The sequence below is a fragment of the Stappia sp. 28M-7 genome, from assembly GCF_014252955.1.
GTDB lineage: Bacteria > Pseudomonadota > Alphaproteobacteria > Rhizobiales > Stappiaceae > Stappia.
Genome location: NZ_JACMIA010000001.1, coordinates 1001143 through 1023717, shown reverse-complemented (window position 1 = coordinate 1023717; position 22575 = coordinate 1001143). Strand labels below are relative to the sequence as shown.

22 protein-coding genes are annotated in these 22575 nt (G+C 66.1%); 7 read left to right on the top strand and 15 right to left on the bottom strand.

Annotated features, from left to right (window positions below; translation table 11 throughout):
* Positions 1 to 49: 49 nt before the first annotated feature.
* A complete protein-coding gene (locus tag H7H34_RS04680; RefSeq protein ID WP_120268759.1) occupies positions 50 to 1048 on the top strand; it encodes a DnaJ C-terminal domain-containing protein in 999 nt (332 codons plus the stop codon).
* Positions 1049 to 1055: 7 nt separating this feature from the next.
* Complete coding sequence (locus H7H34_RS23600) at positions 1056 to 1187, top strand: hypothetical protein (protein WP_256431520.1); 132 nt, start codon at positions 1056 to 1058, stop codon at positions 1185 to 1187.
* Between the two features lie 17 nt (positions 1188 to 1204).
* Here H7H34_RS23600 and H7H34_RS04675 read toward each other — a convergent pair whose 3' ends face one another.
* Together H7H34_RS04675 and H7H34_RS04670 are read right to left on the bottom strand one after the other, a co-directional pair.
* On the bottom strand, positions 1205 to 1948 hold the full coding sequence (locus tag H7H34_RS04675; protein ID WP_185924406.1) for a crotonase/enoyl-CoA hydratase family protein: 744 nt from the start codon (positions 1946 to 1948) through the stop codon (positions 1205 to 1207).
* Between the two features lie 21 nt (positions 1949 to 1969).
* Positions 1970 to 3739 carry an acyl-CoA dehydrogenase gene (locus H7H34_RS04670; protein ID WP_185924405.1) on the bottom strand — a complete coding sequence of 590 codons (1770 nt, stop codon included), beginning with the start codon at positions 3737 to 3739 and terminating at the stop codon, positions 1970 to 1972.
* 170 nt (positions 3740 to 3909) lie between these two features.
* Here H7H34_RS04670 and H7H34_RS04665 point away from each other — a divergent pair, with 170 nt between their 5' ends.
* The 3 genes from H7H34_RS04665 to H7H34_RS04655 all read left to right on the top strand — a co-directional run bounded on the left by H7H34_RS04665 (position 3910) and on the right by H7H34_RS04655 (position 6650).
* Entirely contained in the window at positions 3910 to 4902 is a 993-nt protein-coding gene (locus H7H34_RS04665) for an L-threonylcarbamoyladenylate synthase (protein ID WP_185924404.1), read from the top strand.
* A 457-nt stretch (positions 4903 to 5359) separates the two neighbouring features.
* Complete coding sequence (locus H7H34_RS04660; protein WP_120268755.1) at positions 5360 to 6289, top strand: histone deacetylase family protein; 930 nt, start codon at positions 5360 to 5362, stop codon at positions 6287 to 6289.
* Between the two features lie 106 nt (positions 6290 to 6395).
* Positions 6396 to 6650, top strand: coding sequence for an exodeoxyribonuclease VII small subunit (locus H7H34_RS04655; protein ID WP_067220865.1), 255 nt, complete (start codon positions 6396 to 6398; stop codon positions 6648 to 6650).
* A 12-nt stretch (positions 6651 to 6662) separates the two neighbouring features.
* Here H7H34_RS04655 and H7H34_RS04650 read toward each other — a convergent pair whose 3' ends face one another.
* From H7H34_RS04650 to H7H34_RS04595, 12 genes are all read right to left on the bottom strand, one after another.
* The gene (locus H7H34_RS04650; RefSeq protein ID WP_185924403.1) at positions 6663 to 7793 is read right to left on the bottom strand and encodes a class I SAM-dependent methyltransferase; all 1131 of its coding nucleotides are present in this window, start codon (positions 7791 to 7793) and stop codon (positions 6663 to 6665) included.
* 43 nt (positions 7794 to 7836) lie between these two features.
* A complete protein-coding gene (locus H7H34_RS04645; RefSeq protein WP_185924402.1) occupies positions 7837 to 9096 on the bottom strand; it encodes a class I SAM-dependent RNA methyltransferase in 1260 nt (419 codons plus the stop codon).
* Between the two features lie 71 nt (positions 9097 to 9167).
* On the bottom strand, positions 9168 to 9911 hold the full coding sequence (locus tag H7H34_RS04640; protein ID WP_185924401.1) for a TlyA family RNA methyltransferase: 744 nt from the start codon (positions 9909 to 9911) through the stop codon (positions 9168 to 9170).
* A gap of 3 nt (positions 9912 to 9914) precedes the next feature.
* Complete coding sequence (locus H7H34_RS04635) at positions 9915 to 10079, bottom strand: hypothetical protein (protein ID WP_158592674.1); 165 nt, start codon at positions 10077 to 10079, stop codon at positions 9915 to 9917.
* Complete coding sequence (locus H7H34_RS04630; protein ID WP_120268751.1) at positions 10076 to 10693, bottom strand: SCO family protein; 618 nt, start codon at positions 10691 to 10693, stop codon at positions 10076 to 10078. The genes H7H34_RS04635 and H7H34_RS04630 overlap by 4 nt, the downstream gene beginning before the upstream one ends.
* Before the next feature lie 6 nt (positions 10694 to 10699).
* Positions 10700 to 11230, bottom strand: coding sequence for a copper chaperone PCu(A)C (locus tag H7H34_RS04625; RefSeq protein WP_185924400.1), 531 nt, complete (start codon positions 11228 to 11230; stop codon positions 10700 to 10702).
* 598 nt (positions 11231 to 11828) lie between these two features.
* On the bottom strand, positions 11829 to 13259 hold the full coding sequence (locus H7H34_RS04620; protein WP_185924399.1) for an MFS transporter: 1431 nt from the start codon (positions 13257 to 13259) through the stop codon (positions 11829 to 11831).
* Positions 13260 to 13502: 243 nt separating this feature from the next.
* Positions 13503 to 15422, bottom strand: coding sequence for a 1-deoxy-D-xylulose-5-phosphate synthase (dxs, locus tag H7H34_RS04615; RefSeq protein ID WP_185924398.1), 1920 nt, complete (start codon positions 15420 to 15422; stop codon positions 13503 to 13505).
* Between the two features lie 424 nt (positions 15423 to 15846).
* Positions 15847 to 17166 (bottom strand): 3,4-dihydroxy-2-butanone-4-phosphate synthase, encoded by a 1320-nt coding sequence (gene ribB, locus H7H34_RS04610; RefSeq protein WP_185924397.1) that lies wholly within the window; start codon positions 17164 to 17166, stop codon positions 15847 to 15849.
* 68 nt (positions 17167 to 17234) lie between these two features.
* Positions 17235 to 18320, bottom strand: coding sequence for a chorismate synthase (aroC, locus tag H7H34_RS04605; protein WP_185924396.1), 1086 nt, complete (start codon positions 18318 to 18320; stop codon positions 17235 to 17237).
* Between the two features lie 95 nt (positions 18321 to 18415).
* On the bottom strand, positions 18416 to 19624 hold the full coding sequence (locus tag H7H34_RS04600) for a DUF3095 domain-containing protein (protein ID WP_185924395.1): 1209 nt from the start codon (positions 19622 to 19624) through the stop codon (positions 18416 to 18418).
* A gap of 136 nt (positions 19625 to 19760) precedes the next feature.
* The gene (locus H7H34_RS04595; protein ID WP_185924394.1) at positions 19761 to 20219 is read right to left on the bottom strand and encodes a MarR family winged helix-turn-helix transcriptional regulator; all 459 of its coding nucleotides are present in this window, start codon (positions 20217 to 20219) and stop codon (positions 19761 to 19763) included.
* A gap of 322 nt (positions 20220 to 20541) precedes the next feature.
* Here H7H34_RS04595 and H7H34_RS04590 point away from each other — a divergent pair, with 322 nt between their 5' ends.
* Positions 20542 to 21366: an alpha/beta fold hydrolase gene (locus H7H34_RS04590; RefSeq protein ID WP_185926440.1), complete on the top strand. Its 825-nt coding sequence runs from the start codon at positions 20542 to 20544 to the stop codon at positions 21364 to 21366.
* 305 nt (positions 21367 to 21671) lie between these two features.
* Entirely contained in the window at positions 21672 to 21932 is a 261-nt protein-coding gene (locus H7H34_RS04585) for a DUF1344 domain-containing protein (RefSeq protein ID WP_209006154.1), read from the top strand.
* A gap of 13 nt (positions 21933 to 21945) precedes the next feature.
* Here the strand turns inward: H7H34_RS04585 and H7H34_RS04580 are convergent, their stop codons facing one another.
* On the bottom strand, positions 21946 to 22572 hold the full coding sequence (locus H7H34_RS04580) for a histidine phosphatase family protein (protein ID WP_120269245.1): 627 nt from the start codon (positions 22570 to 22572) through the stop codon (positions 21946 to 21948).
* Positions 22573 to 22575: the final 3 nt, after the last annotated feature.

Sequence of the window (22575 nt, the reverse complement as noted above, 5' to 3'; positions counted from 1 at the left end):
ACAGCGCGGGTGTATACCCGTTGCAACACACACCATTGCGGTCTGAACCATGCGTGATCCCTATTCCGTTCTCGGCGTCGCGAAATCGGCGAGCGAGGCCGACATCAAGCGAGCCTTCCGGAAGCTCGCGAAAAAGTATCACCCGGACCAGAACGCCGACGATCCGAAGGCGAAGGAGCGCTTTGCCGAGGCCAACCAGGCCTATGAAATCCTTGGCGACAAGGAAAAGCGCGGCCAGTTCGACCGGGGCGAGATCGACGCCGAAGGCAAGCCGCGCTTTCAGGCGCACGGCTTCGGCGGCGGGTTCGACGACTCCGACATTTTCCGTCAGTCGCGTGGACAGTCCTCCGGCTTCGGAGGGTTCGGCCAGGGCGGTGGCTTCGACGACATCCTGAACGATATCCTCGGCGGCCTCGGTGGCCGCGCCAGAGGCGGAGCCGGCTTTGCCGGCGGCGGAGCAGGTGCGGGTGCAGGCGCAGGCCCTGGTGCGGGCCCGCGAGCACGCCCGACACGGCGCGGCGGCGATGCCAATGTCACCGCGAAGGTGACGCTCGAACAGCTCGTCCACGACCGAAAGGCGCGGGTTACCCTGCCTTCCGGCAAGACCCTGGATGTGAAGCTGCCGGACGGCACGACAGACGGCGAGAAGATCCGCCTGCGCGGACAGGGCGAGCCGGGCGAAAACGGCGGACCTGCGGGCGATGCCATCGTCGAGGTGCGCCTTGCCCGTCATCCGCTGTTCGCGCCGGCCGGCGACGACCTGCGACTCGACCTGCCGATCACCCTTTATGAGGCCGTTCTGGGAGCCAAGGTCCGCGTGCCGACGCTCGACGGGGCAGTGAACCTGACTGTCGCGCCGAACGCTCAGGCCGGCAAGACGATGCGACTGAAGGGCAAGGGCTTGCCCAACCGGACCGGCGGGCGCGGTGATCTGCTGGTGACGCTGCGGATCGTGCTGCCCGAGGAGGGTGATGAAGAGCTCGCAACCCTGATGCGGGCCTGGAAGGAACTGCGCCCTTACCGAGCCCGCGGGCCCGAGTTCGACTGAGGCGACAATGAACGACGAGCCACGGCCTGCACGGCGCAACGCGCGCAAGCGCGAGAACCCGGTGCTGCGGTGGCTCGCCTTCGCGCTCTGCGCCGGCGCCTTTCTCGGCGCCCTGCTCTGGAAGGCAATGGGCTGGTAGCCCGTTACCCTTCCCTGTCAGCGGCTCTTTCGCGACCGGCCCATGAACGCCGTGAAGGCGGCTTTCGCCTCATCGGAGGCGAGCCGTTCCGAAAAAAGGCGAATCTCCTCGTCCATCCGGCTGCGCAGTTCGGTGCGGTCGCCCCATAGCAAGCCGCGCGACAGGCGCATGGCCTCCACCGGCTTTGCCGCAATCGCGCTGGCGGCGGCAAGGGCGCGCGCCTCCAGTTCGTCTTCCGTCACGATGTGATTGACGAAGCCCGCAGCCTGCGCCCGCGCGGCATCGAACGGCTCGCCGAGACACAACAGCTCGAAAGCGCGCGCATGCCCCATGGTGCGCGGCGCCAGCAAGCTGGCACCCGCCTCCGGCACGAGGCCCAGATCGAGGAACGGCGTTCGGAACAACGAGCGCGGACTGGCAAAGACCATGTCGCAGTGAAAGAGCAGCGTCGTGCCGACGCCGATGGCAAGGCCGTCGACCGCCGCCACGATGGGCGTCTCGCAGCGTGCAAGGGCATGTAGGAAGCGCACCACCGGCGTGTCCTGCATCCCTCCTTCTGCCATGGCGAGAAAGTCGCCGATGTCGTTGCCCGCGGTAAAGGCTCCCGGCACGCCGCATAAGAGGTGCACGCGTACGCCGTCTGCGGGCTGCTCCAGCGCCTCGGCAAGCGCTGCATACATTTCGCCGGTCAGCGCGTTCTTCTTGTCCGGCCGGTTCAACCGGATGCGCTGGACGGCCCCGCTTGTCTCGATCTCGATCATCGCGCTCTCCCCACTCCGCATTCAGGCCAGCGGATCGTAGTCCAGCACGGCTGAAGCGGCCGAGACGACCTGCTCCTTGAGCGATGCGGTTTCGGCCAAACGGGCGGTTGCGAAATAGCGGGCCAGCAACAGCCGCCGGGCACCGTCGGGAGAGGTATCGCCGCGCCCGGCGAGCGCTCCCTTGAGGAGCATCGCACCGCCATAGGCGATGCCGAAAAGCCGCAGGAACGGGGTGGCGCCGGCCAGCGCCTCCTGCTGGCGGCCTTCGGCAAGCGCGGCCAGCATCCACTCCGTCGCCTCCGACAGGCTGGTCAGGGCTCCGGCAAGACGCTTGCCGGCGTCGGCAAATTCCACGCCGGCTTCGCTTGCGGCCTCGGCCACGGCCGACAGCTCACGGATCAGGCCGCGAAACTGCTCGCCGCCGGACAGCGGCAGCTTGCGGGTCACCAGATCGATGGCCTGGATGCCGTTGGTGCCCTCGTAGATCGGCGCGATACGCGCGTCGCGATAGTGCTGGGCGGCCCCGGTTTCCTCGATGAAACCCATGCCGCCATGCACCTGCACGCCGAGGGAAGCGACCTCGACGCCGATATCGGTGGCGAAGGACTTGGCGAGCGGGGTCAGCGTGGCCGCCCGCTCGCTCCAGTGAGTGCGCGCAGCCTCGTCGCCGGCCAGCCGCGACATGTCGATGGCGTGGGCATTAGCATAGCAGATCGCGCGGGCGACCTGCGTCCAGGCCTGCATGTCGAGCAGGGTACGGCGGATATCGGGATGAGCGGCAATCGGGCTCATTCCCTCGCCGGTCTGGCCGGCCGCTCGCCCCTGCCGCCGATCCAGCGCATAGGCCAGCGCCTGCTGGGTGGCACGCTCGGCAACGCCGAGCCCCTGGATGCCGACGGCGAGCCGCGCGTTGTTCATCATCGTGAACATGCAGGCCAGTCCCCGGTTTTCCTCCCCGATCAGCCAGCCGATGGCCCCGTCGTTGTCGCCATAGACCATGGTGCAGGTGGGCGAGGCATGGATGCCGAGCTTGTGCTCGACGCCGGCGCAGCGCACATCGTTGCGCTCACCGAGCGACCCGTCGGCATTGACCAGGAACTTCGGGACGAGGAACAGCGAGATGCCGCGCGTGCCGGCCGGCGCGTCCGGCAGCCGGGCCAGCACAAGATGGACAATGTTGTCGGTGAAGTCGTGCTCGCCATAGGTGATGAAGATCTTCTGGCCGAAGATCCGATAGGTGCCATCCCCCGCCCGCTCGGCACGGGCCCGCAGGGCGTTCAGATCGGAGCCCGCCTGCGGTTCCGTCAGGTTCATGGTCCCCATCCATTCGCCGGAGACCAGCTTGGCAAGATAGGTTTCCTGAAGGTCCGCGCTAGCGTGCTTTTCAAGCGCCTCGACCGCACCCATGGTCAGGGTCGGGCCGAGGGCGAAGGCCATGGAAGCGGAGTTCCACATCTCCAGCGCCGCGGCATGCAGCATGGTGGGCAGGTCCTGTCCGCCGAAGTCCGGCGCGCCGGTCAGCGCGTTCCAGCCACCCTCGATCCACGCCCTGTAGGCATCGCGCCAGCCCTCGGGCATGGTGACGACGCCATTCTCCAGCCGTGCGCCCTGCCGGTCGCCGACGACATTCAAGGGAGCGATTTCCTCGGCGGCAAAACGGCCGGCCTCCTCCAGGATCGCATCCACCAGATCGTCGGTCACCTCGCCATGCCGATCATGGGCCAGAACGTCTCCCAGTCCCGCCACCTGCTTCAACGTGAAGGCGATCTCCGATACGGGGGCACGGTACATGTCTCACTCCCTTGACAGGCCGGTGCTTGACGAAAGACGGCTAAGGCCGCAGAACCGCCCGGCATCATTTCGGGCGCGAGGATGGCTGCGGCTAACGTAAACGTCAACACGTGACGTGGCGAAAACCGACCGGCTCTCCGAACGCCGCTACGGGAAGCAGGAAAACGGACATGCGGCGCTGGCAGATCGACCCGCAGGGAACCGGCTGGCGCACCACGCCGGAGTTCGATGCGGCCGTTGCCGACCTTCTGGCAGGGCGGCTGGTGGCGGTCCCCACCGAGACCGTCTACGGGCTTGCGGCCGATGCGACCAACGCGCGCGCCTGCGCCGCGATCTACGCCGCCAAGGGGCGTCCCAGCTTCAATCCGCTGATCGCCCATGTCGCCTCCAGCGAGGCTGCCGGCCAGCATGGTGTTCTCGACGAACGCGCGCAGAAGCTGGCAGCCGCGTTCTGGCCTGGACCGCTCACGCTCGTCGTGCCAAAGCGCCCCGGCAGCCCCGTCTGCGACCTTGCGACCGCCGGGCTCGACACCATCGCCTTGCGTGTACCGGCCGCAGGGATCATGCGCGAGCTTTCGCAGGCCAGCGGTCGCCCGATAGCCGCGCCAAGCGCCAACCGATCCGGCCGCATCAGCGGAACGACAGCGGATGCGGTCGCAGGCGATCTCGCCGACAGTCTTGCCCTGCTGATCGATGCCGGCCCGACCCCGGTGGGCGTTGAGTCCACCATCGTCGGCCTTGCCGGCAACCGGGCAACGCTACTGCGGCCCGGCGGCATCGCCCGTGAGGAGATCGAGGCAGTTCTCGGCGAACCGCTTGCGGCCCCCGCGAATTCACCCGGCGCAGCGCCGGAGGCGCCGGGCATGCTGACGTCGCATTACGCCCCGCGTGCCGGCCTGCGGCTCAATGCTACCCATGTCGAGCCAGGTGAGGCACTGCTTGCCTTCGGCACGCCGCTTCCTTCCGGCGCCGAACGCGCATCCGCCATCGCCCAGTTGAGCGAGAGCGGCGACCTGCAGGAGGCGGCCGCGCATCTTTTCACCGCCATGCGCGAGCTCGATGCCAGCGGGACGACGCGGATCGCTGCAATGCCGGTTCCCGAAAGCGGGCTCGGCGAGGCCATCAACGACCGGCTGCGCCGGGCGGCGGCGCCTCGCGATTGAGCCGCCAAGCCCTCACGCCAGCGCCCGAACAGGCGTCCGCGTTTCGCCGGGGCGGCACCTTCCGGTAACGCAGCGTCACAGCAAGATGACACACCTCTCAACTTGAATACCTGTTATTTCTTACATTGAAAATTTATCGGCATCTTGCGGATTTGAAACTTTTCTCAAGTAGCTTTTCTCTTTTCCGCATATTCCACCTTCTGAAACGGCTACGAATCGATTAGTATTATCATTGCCTTCACAGGCGATGCAGCGGACCTCCCCTACGGGCCTAGCTCGCCCGCACCTCTCACCGGGGCCGGCACTCTCGAGCCGCCCCGGCTTTCTTTTGCCCGCCGCCCTGTGAAACCTGCCAACGTCACCACCGCACCCTTGCCTTTGGCTCATTGACACGCCCCGCCGCGCCCGGTCAGATGAGCCACCAAGCGCCCGAAACGGCCCAAGCAAGGAAACGCACTTGGCAACCCTTTACCTGCATCACTCCGCGTATCTCGACCATCTGACCCCGGTAGGACATCCCGAGCGTCCCGACAGACTCCGAGCCATCGACCGCATTCTGGAGCATGAGCGCTTCCAGACGCTGCAGCGGGAAGTCGCGCCGATGGGCCGGGTTCAGGACATCGCGCGGGTGCACCCCTCCTCCTATATCGACATGCTTCACACGATGGCCCCACAGGACGGGCTGGTTCGCGTCGATGCCGACACGACCATGTCGCCCGGCACCTGGGAAGCAGCGATGCGCGGCGTGGGTGGTGCCTGTCAGGCGGTGGACGAAGTGATGAGCGGCAAGGTGGGCAACGCGTTCAGCGCCTCGCGCCCGCCCGGACACCACGCCGAAACGGCCCGCGCCATGGGCTTCTGCCTGTTCAACAATGCCGCCGTCGCAGCCCGCTACGCCCAGCAGGTGCACGGCGCCGAGCGCGTCGCGATCGTCGATTTCGACGTGCATCACGGCAACGGCACGCAGGACATTTTCTGGGCCGATCCGACCGTGATGTATTGCTCGACCCATCAAATGCCGCTCTACCCCGGCTCGGGTGCCGCAAACGAGCGCGGCGAGGCGAACACCATCGTCAATGCGCCTCTTGCGGCAGGCGATGGCGGAGACGAATTCCGCGAGGCGATGGATCTTGCTATCCTGCCGCGAGTCGAGAGCTTCCGGCCGGATCTGGTAATCATCTCCGCCGGCTTCGACGCTCATGCGCGCGACCCGCTCGGCGGGCTGAACCTGGTCGAGGCCGATTTCGCCTGGGCGACGGTCAAGCTGATGGATATCGCCGACCGGAGTTGCGGGGGACGCGTCGTGTCGCTTCTGGAAGGCGGCTACGATCTGGAGGGACTTGCACGCTCGGCCGCCGCCCACATCATGACCCTCATGAAGGCCTGAGCCGCCATCCACAGGCGAAGACTGCGGCTCCTTGCCTCGCCTTGCCGGGCAAAGGAGCGCCCTGTAGGTTGGCATTCCAATCGACGCAGCAAGCAGGAGCCGACGCGTGACCCGAGACGATACCGACCCGGCGATCGAGGCACTCGCCTTCGAGGTGGCTCTCAAGGAGCTTGAGGAGATCGTCGGCCGGCTCGAGCGCGGCGACGTCCCGCTGGAAGAGAGCATCAAGCTCTATTCGCGCGGCGATCTGCTGCGACGCCATTGCGACAAGCTGCTGAAGGCCGCCGAAGCCAAGGTCGAGCGCATTCAGCTGGCCGAGGACGGCAGCGCTGCCGGCACCGCACCGCTCGACGTCGACTGAGCCCGCACGCGGCTAGTCCTTGATGTAGAGCGCGACGCGTGACAGGAAGGCCGCCGACAGTTCCGCGCGGCGCAATCCCCCTGCCGCGAACAGGGCATCGAGATCCTCTTCCAGATAGCTGCGGTAATACGGCTCGTGGAAGAGATCGGGGAACAGCTCCAGCAATCCGTCATTCTCCGGCAGATCGCCTCGTTGCAGGCTGTCGATGAAGATCAGCCTCCCGCCCGGTTTCAGCACCCGGGCGAATTCGCGCGCCACAACGCGGCGGATCTTCGGCGGCAGTTCATGGAACAGATAAACGCAGGAGACGGCATCGAGGCTGCCATCTGCAAAGGGCAGGCTCTCCGCATTGGCATTGACGAAGCCGGCTCGACGCGCCCTCGTTTTCGGCAGCGCCTCGCGCGCGTGTTCCAGGTACGGCAGTGACAGATCGACCCCGACGCCGCGAAGACGCGGAAAGGCGGCAAGGGCCGGCGCCAGCAGCCCGCCCGTCCCGCAGGCGATATCGGCATAGGCAATCTCTCGCTGGTCCCTTTCGCGCACCAGTTGCGACAGATGGACAAGACCCTGCCTGCGCATAGCCGCGCTCGCGCCCTTGAACAGCACCTCGACCTGAAAATCGTAGATGCGAGCACTGTCGCGCGACAGCCATCCTTCGCTCTGGAAATGGAAGTTCTGCCGGTAGTAGCGCGGCAGGCCGGGGGCACCCTCTCGGGTTGCCTCATAGACTTCCTGATGGCCGCCACTCACGCGCCGCCTTGCGACCTTCGGGACATCGGCGAGGAACCGCCTGCTGAGATCGAGAAAGGCGCGCGGGCTGCCGAACTCGCCTTCCGGCATGGGGTAGTGTCCCGCCTCGACATTGGCGAGATCGCGCGCGAACAGCGCCCCGATCTGGGAGAACAGGCGCCGGAGGTCCGGCGTCGACACGCTCTTCCGGGGCGCGGACCTGCTTTCCTCGCCGCCGGGCTGCTTCGGCCCGGGCTTGCTGTCGTCGCGTGCCGCTCTGGCGATACGGCGAGAGATCGACTGGGCGATTTCGCCGTGGACCGCGAACCAGGCAACGCGGGAGCCCTGGCGGGCGACGTAGCGCGCCCTCCGTCCCCAGGTGAAGGCTCGTCCGGCAAGGCTCGTTTCCGCCATGGCGCTCTCCCGTCTTTCGAGCCGGGTTGCCGCGGCGGCTCGCTCAGCCGCGCGACAGGACCGCGACAACCTCAATATGGGGCGAAAAGCGGAACTGATCCACCGGGAGGACGGACGATATCCGATAGCCGCCATCGACGAGGATGCGCAGGTCGCGGGCAAGCGTCCCGGGATTGCACGAAACGGCAACCACCGCCGGCACCTTCGAACGCGCCAGTTCCTTCGCCTGCGCCTCCGCGCCCGCGCGCGGCGGATCGAAGACCACCGCCTCCATTCCCCGACCGTAGTCGTCGAGTTCCACAGCCGTCAGCGGATTGCGGAAGAGATCGCGGCGCTCGGCACGGATCTCCCGTAGTGCTCCGGCACCGGTTCTCATTGCCCGGTCGAGCGCTGCAAGCGCAGCAGCCTCGCCCTCGACCGCCCGCACCGTCGCCTTGCGGGCAAGCCGCAGGGCAAACGTGCCCGAGCCACAGAAGAGATCGGCAACCTTGCGCGCCTTGCCAACGCCGGACAGCACGCGGGCGGCGAGCGCCTCCTCTCCCGCTTCCGTCGCCTGAACGAACGCGCCGGGCGGCGGGACCAGGGGAACACCGCCCATGTCGATGGCCGGTGCGCGCGCCTGGACGAGAACCTCGCCATTGAGCGACAGGCGGGCGATCCCGGCGGCCATCGCTTCCTCGATCAGGGCCGCCGTCGCGCGCGGCTCGACCTTCGCGGTGGACGCAAGCGCAAGATCCGCACCGGCGGGCGTTGCGAGAACGGTGAGTGTCACCTCTCCCTTGCGCGGCATCACCCGCGCCGCCAGCGTCTTCAGCACCGGCAACAGGTCTACGATCTCCGGGACCAATACCGGACAGCGGGCCACATCCACGAGGCGATGGCTGGAGCGTTCATGGAAGCCGAGAAGAATGCGAGCGCCGGCACGCGTTGCAGCAAAGACCGCACGACGACGGCCGCGGCCACCGGCGTCCACCGTCGGCTCGATCAGCGGTTCGACGTCCTCGAGCCCGCGCGCGGCAAAGGCTGCGACGACCTGCTGGCGCTTCCACTCCAGGATCGCGGCCTGATCCATATGCTGCAACACGCAGCCGCCGCAGGTGCCGAAATGCGGACAGACGGGCTCCACGCGATCGGACGACGGAGACACCACCTCCAGCAACCGGGCGCGCGCGCCCTCCCGGCGGACCCGCACGGTCTCTCCGGGCAAGGTGAAGGGAACATGGACGGGACCGTCCGGAGTGTCCGCCCTGCCCTCGCCCTTGTGGGCAAGAGCGGTGATGTCGAGTGTCGCGTCCTGGGTCATGGGGCACCCGTTACTCCGCCGCCGATGCGCGCGCAAGCAGGGATGCAGACGGGCACGCGAAAGGAGCGCGCTCAGCCGTCCCTGATCGCTGCCAGAAGCCACTCGCGGTTGCCGTCGCCGCCGGTGATCGGCGACGGTTCGAGACCGAGCACGGACCAGCCGCCCAGTCCGGCGAGCCAGCGTGCGAGATCGCGGGCGACCTCCTCGCCGACCTGCGGGTCCACGAGACCACCCTTGCCCACCGCCTCGCGACCGGCCTCGAATTGCGGCTTCACGAGGAAGAGGCCGCACGCGCCCGGCGCCGCAAGGTCCAGTGCGGGCGGCAGCGCAAGGCGCAGGGAAATGAAGCTCATGTCGGAGACGACGGTGGCCGGATACTCGCCATCCAGATCATCGCGCGTCAAGGCGCGGGCATTGATCCCATCACGCCTGACCACGCGCGGATCGTTCGCGATCGTCGGGTGCATCTGCCCATGCCCGACATCGATGGCATGGACCTTCGAAGCGCCGGCCTCCAGCAGGACCTGCGTGAAACCGCCGGTCGATGCCCCAAGATCAAGGGCAATCCGGCCGGCGACATCAAGGGAAAAGTGCTCGAGCCCGGTCTTCAGCTTCAGTGCGGCGCGCGAGACATAGCCGCCGGCGGGATCATCGACGTCCAGCCGGACGCCCACGGCCACCTTCTGGCCCGGCTTGTCGACGGCCATGCCATCGACCCGTACATGCCCGCGCAAGATCGCATCGCGGGCGCGGGCTCGGCTTTCGACAAGCCCGCGCGTCACCAGAAGCTGGTCCAGCCGCTCACGCCCCGCCATCGGTCAGAAGCAGTTGGCGATGCCGGTGAGCAGCCGGTCGACATAGATGCGCTCGCCATACATCCACCACAGGGTGCCCGTCGCGACGAAGGCCGCCGCGAAGAACAGTCCAGCAGGAAGGAGCAAGTCCGAGCGCATGTCGAAGGTCCGGTTCACATCACGTGTCACGAAGCATTATCGATCAGGCGACGCAGTTTCACCATGGCATTTTTCGGGTCCTCGTCATACGCGATGGTGCCAACGAACCGGTTGTCCTGGTCCATCAGGAAAACTGCCGCGGAATGGTCCATCGTGTAGTCCCCGTCATCCAGCGGCACCTTGCGGGCATAGATGCGATACGCCTTGACCATCTCCTCGGTCTGTTCCGGCGTCCCGGTCAGCGGCCGGATGCGCTTGTCGAAAGCGGCCACATAGTCGCGCATGACCTCCGGCGTGTCGCGCTCCGGATCGACCGAGACGAAGGCGAAGTTCATCTTGTCGGCATCCGGGCCGAGCTGCTCGATCCACATCTGCGTTTCGGCCAGGGTGGTCGGGCAGACATCCGGGCAGAAGGTGAAGCCGAAGAAATAGGCCGACGGCTTGCCCCGGAAATCCGCATCGGTGACCGTCTTGCCGGTAGAGGCGTCGATCATCGTGAACGGGCCACCGATGCTGGCGAGAGGCGCGATGAGCCCCTCGCCTTCCGGCGCGACATACTGCTTGTAGCCGACGAAGCCCATGGCGCCGAGCAGGACGATCACCGCCCCCCAGGCGACGTAGCGGAGGATTTTCAGTGCGGACATTCTGGCTTACTCCTTCGCGCCGGGCTGGCCGTGACCGGGCATTCCGTGTCCCATTCCATGGCCGGACATGCCCTTGGCGCCCATCTTCTCGACCGTCAGCGATACCTCGACCGTGCCTGCCTTCTCGAAGGTCAGGGTGACGGGCACGTTCTCGCCTTCCTTGAGAGGACCGGTGAGCTCCAGGAACATCACGTGATAGCCGCCCGGCTTCAGCTCGAGCGTTCCACCGGCCGGCACTTCGACGCCGTCCGCCATCTCGCGCATTTTCATGACGCCGTCCTGCACGGCCATCTCGTGGATCTCGGTTCGCGTGGAGACCGGCGAAGAGACGGAAACGAGGCGGTCCGCCTCGCCGGAATTGGCGATGGTGAGGAACCCGCCACCGGCGCGGGCGCGCGGCGGCGTAGCGCGTGTCCAGGCTCCCGAGAGAGTCAGGTTACCGGCTGTGACGTCGGCCGCGAACGCGGGCAGATTGAAGGCGGGCAGTGTGGCAACCGCAATCAGAGCGGCAAGGGCAAGCTTTGCAAATCTGGTCATGTCATCGTCTCCCGATGGACGTGTAGCAGCTCCGTCCTGCAGCGACATGGACATGGCGCAAGGACGGAAAAGATTGCCGGCGGGCGCAACCGTCGCGCCGCCGGATCAGGTCCTTGCGGGAGGTGGAGCGCGGATTGCGCTTGATTGCTGCGGGCGAGCGGAAAGCGACGCCTCACTGCGCGGAAGCAGCGGCTTGAGCCCAGGGGACGGCGCAGGAAGCGCGGGTTCAGCGACGACGGCCGTTGCCGCAAAGGACAACACGCCGGAATGGGCACAGACCGGGCCGCAGGGACAGAAGCCCGGAACGTGATGAGACGGGGTAGAGGCGGGCTGTGCTCCGCCTGCAGATTGATCCGCGTTGCCGAGGCAAAGCACCGACAAAGGCCCGGCACTCTGGTCGCCCGCGTTTGCAAGCGTCAGCGGCATGGCCGCCAGCTGCAGCATGAGGGCAAGCGCGCAGGCCAGCACGAATGGCAGGGCCTCGCGGCGCAAAACGCCCAGCATGGTCAGGCTTCGGATCATGGCGCGACAATGCCCCAAGCCACGCTGCAGGTCGAGCGATGAGATGCCGCAGGTCCTGCAAGCGACACGGCCATGTTCAGCCCCGAGGCGGTGCGGTCTCGCCGGCGTCGCCCGCAGGCTCCGGCGTTGTGCCTTCCGGCCGGGTTTCGTCCGCAGCTGCGTCTTCGTCTGGCGCGCTTGTCCAGAATTCTTCGCTGACCGGGGCGGACGTCTCCTCGGAGGTCTCCTCGTTGATGTAGTCGTAGGCCGGGAACTCTTCCGGGGGAATGACCGAGGGGTCCTCCAGATCCAGCGGCTCGGGGCTGAGCACCGTACCGACCTGCGCCGAAGCGGCGTAGTCGAAGTCCGTCTTGTCCTCGACGGACGGGGCTGCGCGCTGGAACAGGCGCGAGAGAATGTAAAGCCCCATCAGGCCCTGGATTACCGCCACCTGCAGGAAAAGCCCCCAGGGACCGACCGACTGCATCAGGTAGGAGGCCGTGAGCGGGCCGAACGAGGAACCGATGCCGAAGGCGAGGTTCATGCCCGAGGATGTCTCGACATAATCGTTTCGGTCGGCATGGTCGAAGGCGTGCGAGGCTGCGATCGCGTAGGCCGGCTGGGTGGCGACGCCCGCCAGCAGCGCCAGCAGGATCGCCATCGTGACGCCCTGGATCGGCACGGTCATGAAGATGATGCAGACGACCACAGCCGATACGGCAAGGCCAAGGAGCACAAGCCGGCGATCGAGCCGGTCGGACAGGCGGCCGATGGGCCACTGCGTGATCGCGCCGGCGCCGACGAAGGCCGCCGCGAAATAGGCCGCCTGGCTGGTCGTCAGCCCGATCTGGATCGCGTAGAGCGGCGCCAGCATCCACAGCGCACCCTGGGTGACGCCGATCAGCAGAACCGCGACGAGAGCCGTCGGCGAGTTGCGGTAGAGCTTCACCGGGCGGAACCGGACCACGGTGATCGGGGCCGGCTGGTTCGCGGTCGTCAGCGAGACCGGAATGACCGCCAGGCTGACGGCGACCGAGGCGATGGCGAAGGGTACGAAGGTGGTGATGTCCATCACGGTCAGCGACAGCTGACCCGTGGTCATCGCCGCATAGACCAGCACGATGTAGATCGACATGATCGTACCGCGGTTCTCGTTGGACGCCTGCTCGTTCAGCCAGCTTTCGACGATCATGTAGAAGCCGGCCAGACAGAAGCCGGAAATGATGCGGATCGCGCTCCAGGACAGCGGGTCCACCATGATCGGGTGCAGGATCGCCGCCGCCGACATCAGCGAGACGAGCGCGGCGAATGCACGGATATGACCGGCACGCATGATCACGTAAGGCGCGCCGAGGCAGCCCAGCACGAGACCGAAGAAGTAGCTGGAGGAAACCAGACCGACCTGCAGGTCGGAAAAACCGGCCTGGGAACCGGCGAGCGGTATCAGCGTGCTCTGCAGGCCATGGCCGGTGACGAGCAGCGCAATCGCGATGAGAAGGGCCGAAACCGGGGCAAGCGCCTGCGCCATGTCGCGCTCTTTCCTGACTGTGCGGGCCGGCGCTCGCGGCCCGTCAATGGCGTTTTCGAAGGTTCAGGCAACGCACAGCTTGCAGCTTGCCGCCACTTCACGGACAGATGGCAAGCGCGCTTGATCGCTCGCAGCATGTCGAGTGGACCGTTTCAATATTCGCGCGGCAGTGTCAATGCGCGGTCAGCGCATGGCGCTGCCCGCTCCCGGTATGGGTCGCAATATCGCGCTGGCCTGCCGGTTTCAGGCCAGCCGCGCGGCGGCCCCCGCATCGCGCCCAAGGGCAGCGAAAACGCTCTGCAGAATGCCGCGCGCATCGAGCCCGGCCTCCGCATACATACGCTCCGGCCGATCATGCTCGATGAAGCGGTCGGGCAGGCAGAGCGGGCGGACCTTGAGGCCCGCATCCAGCGCCCCGCGCTCGGCCAAAAGCTGCAGCACGTGGGACCCGAAACCGCCGACCGAGCCTTCCTCGACCAGCACCAGGACCTCGTGCTCGCGGGCGAGCCGCATCACCAGATCCTCGTCGAGCGGCTTGGCAAAACGCGCATCGGCGACGGTGGTCGACAGGCCGGCCGCGTCCAGCTCATCCGCCGCCAGCAGGCATTCGCGCAGACGGCTGCCGAACGACAGGAGAGCAACCTTGGTTCCCTCGCGGATCACGCGCCCCTTGCCGATCTCGAGCACTTGTCCGCGCTGCGGCAGGTCGATGCCGACGCCCTCGCCACGCGGGTAGCGGAAGGAGATCGGGCCCTCGTCATAGGCAGCGGCCGTTGCAACCATGTTGCGCAGTTCCGCCTCGTCGCCGGCCGCCATCACCACGAAACCGGGCAGGCACGCCAGATAGGCCGTGTCGAAACTGCCCGCATGCGTCGGACCATCGGCGCCGACGAGCCCGGCGCGGTCGATGGGAAAGCGAACCGGCAAGCCCTGGATGGCAACATCGTGCACCACCTGGTCATAGCCGCGCTGCAGGAAGGTCGAGTAGATCGCGCAGAACGGCTTGTAGCCCTCCGTCGCCATGCCGGCGGCAAAGGTAACGGCATGCTGCTCAGCAATGCCCACATCGAAGGTCCGCTCAGGGAAGGCTTCGCCGAAGAGGTCCAGCCCCGTACCGTCGGGCATGGCCGCGGTAACGGCGACGATGCGCTCGTCGTGCCGCGCTTCCTCGACCAGGCTTTCGGCAAAGACGCGGGTGTAGCTCGGAGCATTGGCCTTGGGCTTCGACTGCTCGCCGGTGATGACGTCGAACTTGGCAACGCCGTGATACTTGTCAGCCGAGTTCTCCGCCGGCGCGTAGCCCTTGCCCTTGCGGGTGACGACGTGGATCAGCACCGGGCCCTGATGGGTGTCGCGCACATTCTTCAACACGGGCAGCAGATGGTCGAGATTATGGCCGTCGACCGGGCCGACATAGTAGAAGCCGAGCTCCTCGAACATCGTCCCGCCGGTCCAGAACCCGCGGGCGTATTCCTCGGCACGCGCCGCCTTCTGCTGCAGGTGGCGCGGCAGGACCTTGGCAAGCTGCTTTGCGGCGTCGCGCAGGGTGAGATAGGTCCGCCCGGAGACGAGACGCGCCAGATAGGCGCTCATCGCACCGACCGGCGGAGCGATGGACATATCATTGTCGTTGAGGATGACGATCAGGCGCGAGTGCTGGGCGCCCGCATTGTTCATCGCCTCGTAAGCCATGCCGGCGGACATGGCTCCATCGCCGATCACCGCGATGATGTTGTTCGCACGCCCCTCGAGATCGCGCGCGACAGCCATGCCGAGCCCGGCGGAAATCGAGGTCGAGGAATGGGCCGCGCCGAAGGGGTCGTATTCGCTCTCCGAGCGCTTGGTGAAGCCGGACAGTCCCCCGCCCTGACGCAAGGTGCGGATGCGGTCGCGCCGGCCGGTCAGGATCTTGTGCGGATAGCACTGATGGCCGACGTCCCAGATCAGCCGGTCGTCGGGCGTGTTGAACACATAGTGGATCGCGGTGGTCAGCTCGACCACGCCAAGGCCCGCACCGAGATGCCCACCCGTGACGGATACGGCGTCGATCACCTCCGCTCGCAACTCGTCTGCAAGCTGGCGCAGATCGCGCTCAGGCAGCTGGCGAAGGTCGCTCGGCGAAAGGACGGTGTCGAGCAGAGGCGTTTCGGGGCGTTTGTACACGGAAGCGATCCCAGAGGTTCGACGCGAGACACGGGAGGTCAAAGCGCTCCCGATCGTGTGGCGGCCATGCCGGTGAATACCACCATGTTCACATAGGGCGCAAATCCGGGCGGCGCATCCCCCTCTGCAATGACCGCAAAATGCGGCAACCAGACGGAGGAAAGATCACTATTCGAGCCACAAGACTACAACCAGGGGTAAATTAATCCCTGTTGAAAATTCCAATATTGCGAGAAAATTCCAGTCGATACGGTGCATTTAGGGGATGCAAGGGACACAAAAAGATACTAAATACAGGTTGTGGTCGATGGGGCCACGTGCACAGTGATCGACTTGAGGCCGTGCCCTTGGCACGGCCTCCTTTTTTGTGCATCGGAATGAATTTCCGCTCCTGCGCGGATGCGCCGCAGGGCAGCAGTCGCTCTCAGGCTTCGCGGATTTCGGTCGACTCGATGACGATGCCGAACCCTTCCAGACCGACATAGCGGCGCTGGCGGGACGCAAGCAGGGTGATCGAGTTGACGCCGAGATCCTTCAGGATCTGTGCGCCGAGACCGACCTCCCGCCACTGCTCCTCGCGCGCCTGGGCCGACTGGTGCTCTTCCGTCTCTGCCGCTGCCAGATCCGTGCGGGCGCGCCGGGCCTGACGCGCAACGCCGACCGAGCCTTCGCGCAGGTACACGACGATGCCGCGACCGCGCGCTGCAAAGTCGCGCATCACATCGTCCATCACCCGTGCATCGCCGAAGACATCGTCGAGCACCGATTCCAGCTGCAGGCGGACCGGCACGTTGCGACCATCGAGAATGTCGCCGAAGACCACCGCAACGTGGTGCATCGGATCGTAGGGCGTCGAATAGGTGACCGCATAGGCAGGCCCGGCAATGGTCTCGATCGGCTGTTCGGCAACCCGCTCGACCAGGCGCTCCATGCGCTGGCGCCAGGCGATGAGATCGGCCACCGAAACGGACTTGAGATTGTGGCGGGCGGCAAACTCGGCCACCTCCGGTCCGCGCTTCACCGTGCCGTCGTCGTTGACCAGTTCGGAGATCACGCCGACTTCCGGAAGCCCGGCGAGGCGGCAAAGATCGACGGCCGCCTCGGTATGACCCGAACGCATCAGGACGCCGCCCTCGCGGGCAACGAGCGGGAAAATATGCCCGGGGCGCGCAAAATCCGCTGCGCCGGCATTGGGGTTGGCGAGGCCGCGCACGGTCGAGCACCGCTCCTCGGCGGAGATGCCGGTGGTGAGGCCATGGCGGTAGTCGACCGAGATGGTGAAGGCCGTCGACAGCGGCGCGTCATTGTCGGCGACCATCGGATCGAGCCGCAGGCGCCGCGCGGTGTCGCGGGTCATCGGGGCACAGACGATGCCGGAGGTGTGGCGGACCATGAACGCCATCTGCTCCGGGGTGATGAGCGAGGCCGCGACGATCAGATCGCCTTCGTTCTCCCGGTCGTCATCGTCGGTGACCACAAGCATTTCGCCACGCTCGAAGGCGCGCAGCGCCTCCGCGACACGTGTCTGGGACATGTCCACGTTGGTAGTTCCTTTCAAGCCGAGCAGGTCGTTCGGAGTGACCGCACCGCCGGTGGCGGCGGCGATCCTTTCCGCGCTTTCACGCGAAACCCAAACGCCCGGGTCATTGCACAGGGCGGTCACAGCCGCCGGCGACAGGCCGGCACGGCGGGCAAAGGCCGACCGGGTTTCCTTGTTGAGAGTGAGCCAGGCATCTAGACGCATGCCGATATGCTAATGCGGCAAGAATTCAATCGCAATGAAAAATGATCCAGATTTCAGTGATACTGAAATCAACCAACCTGACCGCGATGGCGCAGGTAGTGGTCGGCGATCACGCAAGCCACCATCGCCTCGCCGACAGGCACGGCGCGGATGCCCACGCACGGATCGTGCCGCCCCTTGGTGCGCACATCCACATCCTCGCCGGAGCGGGTGACGGAGCGACGCGGGGTCAGGATCGACGAGGTCGGCTTGACGGCAAAGCGGGCAATAACCGGCTCTCCGGAGGAAATGCCGCCGAGAATACCGCCGGCATTGTTGGACAGGAAGGTGGGACGGCCGTCCGGGCCAATGCGCATCTCGTCCGCATTCTCCTCGCCGGTCAGAGCCGCAGCCTCGAAGCCATTGCCGATCTCGACCCCCTTCACCGCATTGATCGACATCAGCGCAGCGGCGATCTCCTGGTCCAACTTGCCGTAGAGCGGCGCGCCAAGGCCAGCCGGGACGCCCTCGGCGACCACCTCGACAACAGCACCGACCGAGGAGCCATCCTTGCGGATCTGGTCGAGGTATTCGGACCAGCGCGCGGCAGTCGTCGCATCGGGGCAGAAGAAGGGATTGTTGCCGATCTCGTTCCAGTCCCAGCGGTTGCGGTCGACCTTGTGCGGGCCGATCTGGACCAGCGCACCGCGCACGATCAGGCCCGGAACAACCTTCCGGGCAATGGCGCCGGCAGCAACACGGGCCGCCGTCTCGCGGGCCGAGGACCGCCCACCGCCGCGATAGTCGCGAATGCCGTACTTGGCGTCATAGGTGAAATCGGCATGGCCGGGACGGTAGCTCTCGCGGATCTCGGAATAGTCCTTCGAGCGCTGGTCCGTGTTCTCGATCATCAGCGAGATCGGTGTTCCGGTGGTGCGCTGCACGCCGTGATCGTCGCTCATCACGCCGGAGAGAATGCGCACCGCATCGGCCTCGCGCCGCTGGGTCGTATATTTCGACTGGCCCGGCTTGCGCTTGTCGAGGAAGGTCTGGATTTCCGCCTCGGTCAGTTCGATGCGCGGCGGGCAGCCGTCGACGACGCAGCCGAGGGCCGGGCCGTGGCTCTCGCCCCAGGTGGTGACGCGAAAAAGGTGACCGAAGGTGTTGTGCGACATCTGCGTGACCCGAAACATGACCGACAAGCGGACTGGCACTGGTCTTCTAAAGCGCCGGGCCGCCAAGGGAAACCGCAAAAGCAATGCAGAGGCGCTCAGGCGGTGGCCCCGGGCTCCTTTACCGCGGAAAGCCGCTGCTTGAAGTCCTGCGCCGCCCGCGCATAGCCGCCATCCGCTCCGTCGATGAAGTGGATATGTCGGTTGTCCTCCAGGCTGAAAACAAGGCACGTCATCAGCGCTTCATCCGAAACGTGAAGGCCGTAGGCCAGTCGCCCGCTCGCCTCTTCACGGGCCAGATATCCCGTGAGCGCTTCCCGCTCGCGGCTGTCGAGATCCAGCACGAGGCGCAGCGTGTCGTCAAATTTGCGAAAGTCCGTGTTGAGCGCGACCTGATGCAGATAGCGCTCGGGCTCGAAGGGGCCGAGCCGGCGCCCGGTGGCAACGCCGACGACGAAGGCGGCGCATGCCGCCAATCCGACGAGATAGGCGCGCCAACGCCCCCGCTTCCAGCCGACCATCCGCGCTTCCAGCGTCAGCCCGGCCGGCGGAAAGCGAAACCGCAGGGAACTGCGCCGCACCGGCGCGCTGGCCGGATCCGCTCCGGTAAGGTCGATGCCGAGCATCCCGCGAAGATCCTCGAGAATCCCGCTCAGCTCCTCCACTCGGCCGCTCGTGGGCCGCACCAGCAGCGTCACCATCCGGCCGCGCCGTGCCGGCAGCGGCTCCCATCGGCAGGACAGGCCGTCGAGCGGCGCGGGCTCCACCAGATCCGGCTCGACAAGGCGATAGGGTTCCACCCGCTCCTCGTCCTTGAGAATCGTCTCCGCCAGCTCGATGCCGCCGCCGGAGAACATCGCAAGGTTGTTGCCGCGGCTGAGTTCGAACTTGGCGACACGCAGATCCGCACCGGCCCGGCGCAGCGCCGCGACCGGGATGGCGGCGACGCGAAGCCGCAGAGCACTGGTTTCCCGCGCCATCACACGAACCGAGACCAGAGCGCGGCTGGCGGCATCCACCAGGCTCGGCGGCACAGCAATCAGCGCGCCGTCCCCGCCGAACACGAAGGGGAGATCCATGCGGCCGGCCACGTTCAGCACGGCGGTCACCACCGCCGCAGCCACCATGTTCACATCCTTGTAGCGACCCGCAGCGATGGCATCGCGCGAGCGCACGATGTCGGAAGCCAGCAACGTCCAGTCTTCCGGCAGCGGAACGAAGGCCGCCGCGTCGCTGACCTTCGCAAAGTCGCTGAACACCGGCAGGGACTGGTAGAAAAGTCCGCTTTCCGTACCCAGGTTGGTCATTGCACCACCATTCCGCCCCGCACACAGTGTCCGCCAGCCACGTCAGAGGCGCAAGCCGGCGTGACCGGCGCGCTGGCGATAGCGCCGGCAGACTTGAAACAGCCAGGAAAGAAAGAAGCCGGCGGGCAGGTGCCCGTCAGGCCTCCAGCAAGTGCAGCCGCAACGCGTTGAGACGCCGGGAGAGTTCCCTCGCCTCGTCCGGCTCGAGATCGACGGCCGCAGCGATGCACTGGGGCACCGAGCGCGCAGCCTGCTCCAGCTCTCGCCCCTTCGGCGTCAACTGGACGCGCACGACACGCTCGTCCTCCGCATCGCGCGAGCGACGGATGAAGCCCAAAACTTCCAGCCGCTTGAGAAGCGGCGTCAGCGTATTGGACTCAAGGTCCATGTGACGGCCGATATCCTTCACCATCCGGTTGTCGGCCTGCCACAGCAGCACCATCACCAGATATTGCGGATAGGTGAGCCCCAGATCGGCGAGCGCCTTTCGGTACAGGTGATTGAAGGCGTGCGAGGCCGCATAGACGGAAAAGCACAGCATCTCTTCCGGCAGGCCGCAGGTCGCTTCCTCGTCAGTCGTCTTGTCGAGTGCCATGTTCGATCCTCTTCTGTCTGCCGCCCATATAAGTCGCGCACGATCATATCGCAACGGCCCATAGCTTCAATTAGAAAAATCGTACACGATTTAATCGAAAGCGATTGACATGCGGAGGCACGGCTTCTAGATACGACATCGTCAACGATTTGATCGCTAACGATCTAAATGGATCAACCTCATGACCAACTCGAGCTCACGCCTATACCTGTCGCGTCGCACAGCCCTCATCGGCGGTGGCGCGCTCGGCATCGGCCTTACCCTTCTTCCCAGCCTGGGCCTGACCCTGGCAGCTCAAAGCGCAGACCACGGAGACATGACCATGACCACCTTCACCACCAGCGACGGCGCCGAAATCTTCTACAAGGACTGGGGCACGGGGCAGCCGATCGTCTTCTCCCACGGCTGGCCCCTGTCGGGAGATGCCTGGGACGCGCAGATGTTGTTCTTCGGCATGAACGGGTACCGCGTGATCGCCCACGACCGGCGCGGTCACGGCCGCTCCTCCCAGCCGTGGGACGGCAACAACATGGACCGCTACGCCGACGACCTTGCCGAGCTTATCGAGCATCTCGACCTCAAGGACGCGATCCTGATCGGCCACTCCACCGGCGGCGGCGAGGTCGCCCACTATATCGGGCGCCATGGCAATGACAGGGTCGCCAAGCTGGTCCTGGTCGGCGCCATCCCGCCGCTGATGCTGCAAACGGCGGACAATCCCGATGGCGTGCCGATGGAGGTGTTCGACGATATCCGGCGCGGGACTTCACTCGACCGCTCGCAATTCTACAAGGACATCACCACGCCCTTCTACGGGTTCAACCGTGAGGGTGTCGCGAACAACCAGGGCCTGCGCGACAGCTTCTGGCTGCAGGGCATGGCCGGCGGGATCAAAGGGCAGTACGACTGCATCCGCGAGTTCTCGGAAATCGACTACACGGACGATCTGAAGGCAATCGACCGGCCGACGCTCATCATCCATGGCGACGACGACCAGCTCGTGCCGATCAAGGCAACCGCGCACCGCGCCGCGAAGATCATCCGGGATGCCACGTTGAAGGTCTATCCGGGCGGTGGCCACGGCCTTGCCCAGCTTCAGGCGGAGCAATTCAACGCCGACGTTCTGGCCTTCATCCGTGGGGCTTGAGGCCACCGCCTCCGATCAGACTGGGGCCGCCGTCCGGCGGCCCTGCCCCCTTTCGAGAAGGAGGCCGCGGGAGACGCGCCCCGCCATCGAAAGGCCACGCTTGACCCTTACCACCCGCTTCGTTCGCCGGTCCCGCTCAGGTCCGGGCGCAGCCGCTGCCCTTTCGGCAGAGCGTGCATCGCCGCCCAAAGCCCCGAAGGACCAGCGACTTGCATCCGCGCTTCTGCCGATCCCCACTTGACGCCGGAGCCCGGTTTTTGTTCGATCCTGCTCCGAGCCAAACAGGCGGCTCCACGGAGAACACGATGAAACGCATGCTGCAGATGACCCTCGCCGCCATCATGCTGTCGCTCGCTGGAACGGCAGCCGCCCTGGCGGGCGAGGTTGAGGCGACGATCGTCGAGATCCGCCCGGACGCTTCTGTGATGATCCTGTCCGACGGACAGACCTACTCGATTCCGGTCGACTTCTTTGTCGACGACCTGAAGCCGGGCATGCGTGTGCTGGTGTTCTATGACGAAGCGACCAGCAACCGGATGCTGACCGACGTCCAGGTCCTGGACTGACCGCCTCAGTCGGTCAGACCCATTCCAGTTCCCCATCTTTCCAGACGAGGAAGCGATCCTGCGGAATGTCGAGTGCCGGAATCTCCGGCTGCGGCACCGACAGGAAGCGACCCTGCAGCACGCGCATCACGCCGCCGTGGGAGACCACGACTGCGGGGCGCGTGATCGTTGCCAGCCACGCATCGATGCGGCTCGCCAGCATGCGGTAGCTCTCGCCCTCCGGCGGCACGAAGCCCCACTTGTCGGCCTTTCTGGCAGCGGTCAGTTCCGGCGCGCGCCCTTCCAGCTCGGAAATGGTCGAGCCTTCCCACGCGCCGAAGGTGATTTCCCGCAGCCGCTCGTCGCGTTGGCAGATGTCGGGGGACAGGCCGAGTTCGTCGCAGACCAGTTCCATCGTCTCGACCGCCCGCGACAGGGGCGAGACGAAATAGGAGAGATCGTCGAGAGCGATGCCGTTTTCCTTCAGGTAGTCCCGAAGCGCAGCGCCGTTGCGCTTGGCCTGGTCACGCCCCGTATCGTTGAGCGGGATGTCCCGCTGACCCTGCATGCGGCCTTCGGCGTTCCAGTCCGTCTGCCCGTGGCGGATGAAGACGAGGAAGGGGGGAAAGAAGCGGGACGCACCCGCATTGGCATTGCTCATCAT

Bases quoted from the DNA above. Each gene is read 5' to 3' on its own strand.
- H7H34_RS04680 (WP_120268759.1), top strand. From the start codon at position 50: ATGCGTGATCCCTATTCCGTTCTCGGCGTCGCGAAATCGGCGAGCGAG.
- H7H34_RS23600 (WP_256431520.1), top strand. From the start codon at position 1,056: ATGAACGACGAGCCACGGCCTGCACGGCGCAACGCGCGCAAGCGCGAG.
- H7H34_RS04675 (WP_185924406.1), bottom strand. From the start codon at position 1,948: ATGATCGAGATCGAGACAAGCGGGGCCGTCCAGCGCATCCGGTTGAAC.
- H7H34_RS04670 (WP_185924405.1), bottom strand. From the start codon at position 3,739: ATGTACCGTGCCCCCGTATCGGAGATCGCCTTCACGTTGAAGCAGGTG.
- H7H34_RS04665 (WP_185924404.1), top strand. From the start codon at position 3,910: ATGCGGCGCTGGCAGATCGACCCGCAGGGAACCGGCTGGCGCACCACG.
- H7H34_RS04650 (WP_185924403.1), bottom strand. From the start codon at position 7,793: ATGGCGGAAACGAGCCTTGCCGGACGAGCCTTCACCTGGGGACGGAGG.
- H7H34_RS04645 (WP_185924402.1), bottom strand. From the start codon at position 9,096: ATGACCCAGGACGCGACACTCGACATCACCGCTCTTGCCCACAAGGGC.
- H7H34_RS04640 (WP_185924401.1), bottom strand. From the start codon at position 9,911: ATGGCGGGGCGTGAGCGGCTGGACCAGCTTCTGGTGACGCGCGGGCTT.
- H7H34_RS04630 (WP_120268751.1), bottom strand. From the start codon at position 10,693: ATGTCCGCACTGAAAATCCTCCGCTACGTCGCCTGGGGGGCGGTGATC.
- H7H34_RS04625 (WP_185924400.1), bottom strand. From the start codon at position 11,230: ATGACCAGATTTGCAAAGCTTGCCCTTGCCGCTCTGATTGCGGTTGCC.
- H7H34_RS04620 (WP_185924399.1), bottom strand. From the start codon at position 13,259: ATGGCGCAGGCGCTTGCCCCGGTTTCGGCCCTTCTCATCGCGATTGCG.
- ribB (WP_185924397.1), bottom strand. From the start codon at position 17,166: ATGCGTCTAGATGCCTGGCTCACTCTCAACAAGGAAACCCGGTCGGCC.
- aroC (WP_185924396.1), bottom strand. From the start codon at position 18,320: ATGTCGCACAACACCTTCGGTCACCTTTTTCGCGTCACCACCTGGGGC.
- H7H34_RS04600 (WP_185924395.1), bottom strand. From the start codon at position 19,624: ATGACCAACCTGGGTACGGAAAGCGGACTTTTCTACCAGTCCCTGCCG.
- H7H34_RS04595 (WP_185924394.1), bottom strand. From the start codon at position 20,219: ATGGCACTCGACAAGACGACTGACGAGGAAGCGACCTGCGGCCTGCCG.
- H7H34_RS04590 (WP_185926440.1), top strand. From the start codon at position 20,542: ATGACCACCTTCACCACCAGCGACGGCGCCGAAATCTTCTACAAGGAC.
- H7H34_RS04585 (WP_209006154.1), top strand. From the start codon at position 21,672: ATGAAACGCATGCTGCAGATGACCCTCGCCGCCATCATGCTGTCGCTC.
- H7H34_RS04580 (WP_120269245.1), bottom strand. From the start codon at position 22,572: ATGAGCAATGCCAATGCGGGTGCGTCCCGCTTCTTTCCCCCCTTCCTC.